We start from the raw sequence: 5,610 nt of genomic DNA on the forward strand, positions 1-5,610 counted from the left end.
GGGGCGGGTGGGGGGGCGCCCGGGGGGGGGCGGGCGGGGGGGCCCGCCCCGGCCCCCCCCGCCCCCACGCCGGTGAGACAGCGGTCACCGCTGGCGGGACGAACCGGCGCCAAGATCATCGTTACGCTGCGGTCATGGACATCGAGGAGCGGTTGCGGCGTACGCGTCGGTGGCTGTGGATCGTGCTGATCGGCCTCTTCCTGAGCGGTGCCACCGCCTTCCCGCTGGAGATCGAGGTGCGCTGGCTGCTGCGCGCGCTGGACCCGCTCGCCGGGCAGATGCCGGCGCTGGTCGACTGGATCGAGCGGGTCCACACCGGACTCGTGACGGCGGGGCAGGACTACCCGTTCCTGCTCTACGGCACCGACTGGCTGGCCTTCGCCCACCTGGTGCTGGCGGTGGCGTTCTGGGGGCCGCTGCGTGACCCGGTGCGCAACGTCTGGGTGGTGCAGGTCGGCATGATCGCCTGCGCGGGGATCGTTCCGCTGGCGCTGATCTGTGGCCCGATCCGGGACATCCCGTGGTTCTGGACGCTCATCGACCTGTCCTTCGCGGTCGGGGCGTTCCCGCCGCTGTGGTTCGCCTACCGGCACATCCGCGCCGTCGAGGCCAGCACGGCCGAGGCGGCCGGGTCCCCGGCGACCGTGGGCCGTCCGGTGGCGCCGGCGTCCTGAGCCGCCCGCCTGAATCTGGCCGCTGGCGACGACTCCGACCCGGAGGTCAGCCTCCCTCGCGCGTCCTTTGCTCTGCTTCACTCCACGCAACACCGCCCGTCCGATAGTCGGACAACCGGTGTTGCGTCCGTTGAAGCAGAGCAAAGGACGCGTGGGGGAGGGGCGACGGGGGACGCTGCGTTGGCAGGTGAGATCGCTCCGGCGGGACCAGCGGGAAACGCCGCAAGGCCCGCCGCCTGGGCGACGGGCCTTGCGGGTGACGACTGCCGCTAGTGCGACAGCAACTCGTGGGACTCGCGGATCTTGGCCCACGACTTGGGCTCGGCCGGCGGCGCGGCCTTGCGGGCGGCGCTGGCCACGTCGGGCCGGCCCGCGGTGAACAGCCAGGTGGTGAACAGCTCGTCCAGGTCCAGACCGGAGATGCGCTCAGCCAGGGCCTGGAACTCCTCGATGGTGCCGTTGCCGTGCCGGTGTTCGGCCGTCCACGCCGGCAGGATCGCGAAGAACGCGTCGTCGCCGACGGCCAGCCGGAGCTGGTGCAGGGTCATCGCGCCCCGGTCGTAGACCGCGTTGTCGAAGACCCGGTCCGCGCCCGGGTCACCGGGCAGCACCTGCCAGAACTCGTCGTCGGCCGGGTAGCTGGCGTAGGTGAAGTCGAAGACCTCCTGCGCGGTGCCCTCGTCCTGCTCCTCGGACCAGAGCCACTCGGCGTACGAGGCGAAGCCCTCGTTGAGCCAGATGTTGCGCCACTCGGCCACCGAGACCGAGTCACCGAACCACTGGTGGGCGTTCTCGTGGGCCACCACGTACGTGTTGGCGCCGCGACGCCAGAAACCCGGGCCGTACACCGGGCGGGTCTGCGTCTCCAGGGCGAAGCCGATGCCGTCCACCGGCCCGGCCACGCCACCTCGCGCCTCGAACGGGTACGGGCCGAAGATCCCGCTCTCCCAGTCGACGATCTCGCCGGTCCGCTCGATGCTGGCCCGCGCGGCCGGCCCGAGCGCCCCCAGCGAGGTGCTGTACGCGTTGATCACCGGCTGACCGCCCGGCGTGGTGTCGGTGACGATGTCGTACTGACCGATCGCCATGAAGGCCAGGTAGGTGGCGGTGGGGGAGGTGGTCCGCCAGATCCACCGGGTGCGGTTGCCGGCCTCGGCCGCCGGCGGGCGGGGCTGCACGCCGTTGCTGATCACCTCGACGCCGGTGGGCACCGAGACGGAGATGTCGAAGGTGGCCTTGTCCAGCGGGTGGTCGTTGCTCGGGAACCACCACCACGCCGACTCGGGCTCGTTGACCGCGAGCGCCCCGTCGTCGGTGCGCGTCCAACCGGTGTAGCCGCCGACCAGGGTCTCCGACGGGATGCCGTCGTAGCGCACCACGATGGTGAGCTGCTGGCCCCGGGTGATCGTGCGGGTTGGCGTGACCACCAGCTCGTGCGTGCCCGCCCTGGCGGTGCCGGCCTCCCAGCCGTTGACCCGCACCGACTCGACGTCGAGCAGGAAGTCCAGGTTGAACGCCGAGAGGTCCTGTGTCGCGGTGGCGAGGATCGTGGTGGTGCCGGTGAGCCGGTCGGTGGCCGGGTCGTAGCGCAGCCGGACGTCGTAGTGCGAGACGTCGTAGCCGCCGTTGCCGTAGTCGGGGTAGTAGGTGTCGCCCAGGCCGGGAGCGCCGGGTTGCGGCGCGACCGAGACGACGGGCCGGCCCCAGCCCGTCGGGGCGGCCGGGGCGGGTGCGCCGGTGAGCATGGTGCCGGCGGTGGTGAGGGTCAGGGCGGCGGTGGCCGCCGTGAGGACTCGTCGCACGAGGTGGACTCCCTCCATCGGGTGTACGCACCGCCAACCTAATCGACAACTGTGAACGTCGCTGGCCCGGCGCGCTGCGGGCGTGTCACGGCGTCGGCCGCCGCGAAAGCGCGGGTCGCTACTGTCCCGGTGTCACCGCTGTCCGTTAGGGTTTCGGCGAACCGGACGGCCGTGGCGTGGGAGGCAGAGCGTGGGCAGGCTCGCGTCGGCGTACGGGCAGGCGGTCACCGCCCACCGGGCGGCCCGCGTACACCTGGATGCCGCCCGGGGCGTGCTCGGCGCGGCGCCTGCTCCGCCGGCGCAGGCGGGCGGGGGCGACCTCGTGGCCCGACTCGCGCGCCTCGGCGGCGCGCTGGCCACCCCCACCCCCGGCGCCACCGCGCTGACCGACACACCGGCCGCGGTGCGCATCGGCGAGGCGTCCACTCCGGACGGCGGCTTCCCGGTCCTGCTGCCGCTCGGCGGCGGCCACCACCTGGCACTGGACACCGACGCCCGGGACGGGCGCGTCGCCGCGCTGCTGCGGGCGCTGGTGCTGCGGCTGGTCGCGACCGCGCCACCCGGTCGGGTCCGGGTCACCGGCATCGACACCGCCGCGCTGGGCGCCACCTTCGGCCCGCTGCGCCCGCTGCTCGACGCCGGCGTGCTCGACCCGCCGGCCACCAGCGAATCCGAGGTGGCCGCCCTGCTGACCGCCGCCGAACGGCACGCCCGCGCCGCCCAGCACGCCGATCCCTCCACCCGGCAGTTGCTGCTGGTGGTCGCCACCGCCGCCCCGCCGCCGCGCGAGCTGGCCCGGCTCGCCGCGCTCACCCACGCCGGCCCGGCCGCCGCCGTCTGCGTGCTCCTCGCCGGCCATCCGTCCCGGCTGCCCGGCGAGACCGCACCGCCGCTGGGCAGCACCACCGCCCTCCGGATCAGCGAGGGGTACGCGCACGTCGGCGACCCGCCCGGCGTCCCGTTCAGCGTCGACGGCAGCGGTCTCGCCGCCCCGGTGCTGCTCGACGGCGACCCGCCGCCGGCCTCGGTCCGCGCGCTCGCCGAGCACCTCGGCGCCGCCGCCCGCCGTGCCGAGGCGCTGCCCTTCGCCGAGCTGCTGCCCGAGCGGCGCTGGGCCGAGTCCGCGGCCAACGGGCTGCGCACCGTCGTCGGCCGGGCCGGCCCCGCGCCGCTGACGGTCGCCTTCGACACCGCGCTGACGGTCGCCTTCGACACCGCGCTGACGGTCGCCTTCGACACCGCGCTGACGGTCGCCTTCGACGATGCCACCCCGCACTGGCTGGTCGGCGGGCGCACCGGCGCCGGCAAGACCGTCTTCCTCCTCGACGTCCTGTACGGACTGGCCGCGCGCTACTCGCCGGCCGAGTTGCAGCTCTACCTGCTCGACTTCAAGGAGGGCGTCAGCTTCACCGAGTTCGTGCCCACCGGGCATGACCCGTCCTGGCTGCCGCACGCCCGTGCCGTCGGCATCGAATCCGACCGCGAGTACGGCCTCGCCGTGCTGCGCGAGCTGCGCCGGGAGGCACAGCGCCGGGCCACCGCGCTGAAGCGGCACGGCGTCACCAAGCTCGCCGACCTGCCACGGGACAATCCGCTGCCGCGCATCGTGGCCGTCATCGACGAGTTCCACGTGCTGCTCGCTGGCAACGACGCGCTGGCCCGCGAATCCGTCGACCTGCTGGAGGAGTTGGCCCGCAAGGGCCGCTCGTACGGCATCCACCTGGTGCTGGCCAGTCAGAGCATGACCGGCATCGAGGCGCTCTACGGTCGGGCCGAGGCGATCTTCGGGCAGTTCGCGCTGCGGGTGGCGCTGCCCGGCGGCGGCGGTGTCCTCGACCAGCTCAACGACGCCGCCGCGGCCCTGCCGATCGGCTCGGCCGTGGTCAACACCGCCGCCGGCGCGGTCGGTGCCGACACCGTGCTGCGCTTCCCCGACGCGCACGCCGCCGCGGCCGACCTCGCCGCGCTGCGCCACGAGCTGTGGCAGGCCCGCCCGCCGGGCTCGCGGGCCCCGGCGGTCTTCAAGGGGTACGAGGCGGCGCGCGTCGAGGACGATCCCACCTTCGCCGGGCTGCGCCCCGGTGGCCGACGCCCCATGGCGCTGGTCGGCCGGACGGTCGACGTGCACGGCACCACGGCGCTGTTCCTGATGGACTCCACCCCCGGCCGGCACCTCGCCGTGGTGGGCACCGCACCGGCCGGCGCGGACGTGCTGCGCGCCGCCGCGCTGAGCCTGGCCCGTCAACACACCCCCGGCGACGCCCGGTTCCAGGTGGCCTCCCTGGTCACCGCCGCCGACCCGATCGCGGCCGAGACCGAGGCCGCGCTGCGGGCCGCCGGTCACCCGGTGCACCGCCTCGACGCGGCCGGGCTGCGCGACCGGATCGCCACGCTGGCCGCCGAGCCGGCCGGCCGCGAATACCTGGTGGTGTTCGGGATGGACGCCGCCGCTCCGGTCCTCGGTGCGGCCGACCCGGTCACGTTCCGCTCCGGCCTGGACGACCTGCGTACGCTGCTGCGCCACGGCCCCGCCCAGGGCGTGCACCTGCTCGGCTGGTGGCGCGGCCTGCGGCGGCTCTCCGACGACCTCGGCGGCACCCAGAACCGCGACGACGTCGCCTGCCTCGTCGCGCTCAACGTGCCCGGCGCCGAGCTGGCCCTGCACCTCGGGGTGCACGACCTGGCCTACACGCCGCGTGCCGACCGGGCGCTGCTGGTCGACCGGCACGACCAGCGCACCAGGCTGATCGTGCCGTTCGCCCGCGACGGGCACGAGCCGCACGGGGAGCGTTGACAGTGTCCTTCGAGGAGTACGCGGCGCTGGCCCGACAGCTCGCCGAGCACCGCCGCGCCGGCGAGCGGGACGCCGCAGCCGAGTCCGAGCGCCGCCGTGACCTGCACGCCGCCGCCGACTACCTGCACCAGCGGCTGACCGCCCAGGGCCACCGCCTCGACCAGCTCGGCCGCGCGATCGGCATCGACCAGCCACCGGCCGGCCCGACCGCCGCACCGGGCAACGACGCGCCGGGAACGAGTACGGGCGTCCCGCCCCGCCCGCCGGCAACCGGGCCGGCCACCACCTGGACCGGCTCGCCGCCGCCGACCGGCTCGCCCGGTGACCCGGGCACCTGGTC

3 protein-coding genes and 1 pseudogene are annotated in these 5,610 nt (G+C 74.9%); 3 read left to right on the plus strand and 1 reads right to left on the minus strand.

The window, feature by feature from the left end; all coding sequences use genetic code 11:
* Positions 1–134: 134 nt before the first annotated feature.
* Entirely contained in the window at positions 135–674 is a 540-nt protein-coding gene (locus tag ABZU46_RS30805; protein WP_354863216.1) for a hypothetical protein, read from the plus strand.
* Positions 675–943: 269 nt separating this feature from the next.
* Here ABZU46_RS30805 and ABZU46_RS30810 read toward each other — a convergent pair whose 3' ends face one another.
* Positions 944–2,476, minus strand: a complete 1,533-nt coding sequence (locus ABZU46_RS30810) for a M1 family metallopeptidase (RefSeq protein WP_354863217.1) — start codon at positions 2,474–2,476, stop codon at positions 944–946.
* A 190-nt stretch (positions 2,477–2,666) separates the two neighbouring features.
* Between ABZU46_RS30810 and ABZU46_RS30815 the strand changes: the two genes are divergently transcribed.
* Together ABZU46_RS30815 and ABZU46_RS30820 are read left to right on the plus strand one after the other, a co-directional pair.
* Positions 2,667–5,270, plus strand: coding sequence for an FtsK/SpoIIIE domain-containing protein (locus tag ABZU46_RS30815; protein ID WP_354863218.1), 2,604 nt, complete (start codon positions 2,667–2,669; stop codon positions 5,268–5,270).
* A 2-nt stretch (positions 5,271–5,272) separates the two neighbouring features.
* Positions 5,273–5,610, plus strand: a pseudogene (locus tag ABZU46_RS30820) (hypothetical protein); the annotation flags it as partial.

It is taken from the genome of Micromonospora sp. NPDC005197, assembly GCF_040608295.1.
Taxonomy (GTDB): Bacteria; Actinomycetota; Actinomycetes; order Mycobacteriales; family Micromonosporaceae; genus Micromonospora.